The sequence below is a fragment of the Paenibacillus cisolokensis genome (genome assembly GCF_050481165.1).
GTDB classification, from domain to species: Bacteria; Bacillota; Bacilli; order Paenibacillales; family Paenibacillaceae; genus Paenibacillus_AH; species Paenibacillus_AH cisolokensis.
This window is the reverse complement of record NZ_JBCNFP010000182.1, coordinates 1-1,864: the sequence shown is the minus strand read 5'-3', so window position 1 is coordinate 1,864 and position 1,864 is coordinate 1. Positions and strand designations below refer to the sequence as shown.

The window sequence follows — 1,864 nt, the reverse complement described above, 5'->3', positions numbered from 1 at the left end:
CGATGACTTATAGGCTTTCATGTTCAATCACTCTTTCGATCATCGTGTTACGATATAAATTCGACAAACCCGTGATAAAGGCCTGCTTACGCGGACTTTTTCACCGGACTTCTAGAGTTTTTCCACTGTGCAGCTACGATGATTCAGCATAGCCGACAAGTCGTTCTGAAACTGGCTAAAGATTTCGCGAACCGCTGCGCCTGGCAACGTATCGCCGCCAAAGTCGCTGCCTTAGAATGACGTTTACCACAAATTAACATGGAAACCGTTTAGCCCTGTCTTATGGGGAGGGGGAAAGACTACCCTCTTTTCAGAATCGTCGCGTAATCCAACTGGGTATTTCCCTGTTTATTACAGTTGTTGCCCACTAATCCTGCTACAAACTGGCCACCATTATGGGCTTTCGAAATTCAGGATAAAATCTTAGTGTGCGAAAACAATAAAATGTATTCACCCCATATCTTAACAAGCATTATTTACATGAAATTTCCAAACGAGAATCATTTCCTCAACGCAGCCCGTTAAGAACAAATAAAGCATGGTGTCCAGTTTGTTTTGTGGATATGGTGAATACAAAATCATCTGGCCAACGCATGGGTCAAGGGACACGAACCCAATTTGCGGCAGGATTCGTCGCCCATTTTTGGCGCCTTGGTTAACCTATAAATGGGCGGCCGCATAGGATACAAAGAAAGTTCAGGTTATTGAGTATAGAGAGGAGAATGAATGTTGTACCACAAGCCATACCATCACCACCAATGGTATAATCCGGCCCATTACAGTTGGAACGGCTATAATTGGAACTACTACGGGAATCCTTACTACAATTCGAGCAGTAATCATTGGAATAACAACTGGAATCCGTACTATAAATTAAAAGATTACGGGCCGAACCCTTTTGTCATTAATATTGAAAAGGCTGCTAAGCAAAACACCACCTTCCGCACGGCTTTATGGACAGGAAGACATCTGCAGGTCACCTTGATGAGCATCAATGTCGGTGAAGATATCGGTTTAGAAATACATCCGACGCTCGATCAATTTCTGCGAATTGAAGAAGGCCAGGGTCTTGTCCAGATGGGGGCTAGCAAAGAAAAATTGAACTTTCAAGAAAAGGTCTTCGATGGCTATGCGATCGTGGTTCCCGCCGGAACATGGCATAATCTGATTAACATAGGCAACAGGCCGATTAAGCTTTACTCGATCTACGCGCCGCCTCAGCATCCTCATGGAACGGTTCATGAAACCAAAGCGGATGCCATGGCTGCCGAAGAACACCATTACTGACGATGTGTGGGTGAAAATTAAACGGAAAAAGCATAACAAAGGGGAGAGTTACCGAAATCGGCGGCTCTCCTTCGTCATGTCATGGCCGAAACTGAAACGGCTTCTCTGTGAAGAGATTGGATAGCTAGGCCCCTGCAGTCGCATTAAACGTTAGACCAGTAATGAGCTCTGACCATTGCCGTGATCGAATCAAGTATATATCGGCGGGTTGTACCGGCTGTTGGACGGGAAAGACGGCAGGAGAGATGGGCTCACAATGGAACAAGCGTTGGTTCAAATGGTAGAGCTCCTGCTTTATGGCATAGCGATTCAAAAGGAAACGAGGCAGTAGAGATGGAGGCTGTGTCGGTGACAGGGTGGCTTTAGGGCGACATTGAAACTGCAGCTGCACTCGCAAGAAGCCGTGTGGCGTGATCTTCGGACAGGGGGGCGACTCCCCCGGCCTCCACCAAGAAAGCCGACCGCATGAGGTCGGCTTTTTCGCGTGGAGCGGAGGTGAACCTGAGCTGAACGTAGGGGTTCATTTGCGTGCAGGAAGCGATTAAATCTGCATCTGAAAATAATCCTAAATTTCGAA

Annotated in this window: 2 protein-coding genes; one reads left to right on the top strand and one right to left on the bottom strand. The window is 46.7% G+C overall.

Going from position 1 to position 1,864, the window contains the following annotated elements; all coding sequences use genetic code 11:
* Positions 1 to 726: 726 nt before the first annotated feature.
* Positions 727 to 1,287, top strand: a complete 561-nt coding sequence (locus tag ABEV74_RS22670; protein ID WP_430149894.1) for a cupin domain-containing protein — start codon at positions 727 to 729, stop codon at positions 1,285 to 1,287.
* A 362-nt stretch (positions 1,288 to 1,649) separates the two neighbouring features.
* On the opposite strand, the gene ABEV74_RS22665 is transcribed toward ABEV74_RS22670, so the two are convergent.
* The coding region (locus ABEV74_RS22665; RefSeq protein ID WP_430149891.1) for a hypothetical protein at positions 1,650 to 1,864 on the bottom strand (215 nt) is incomplete at its 5' end.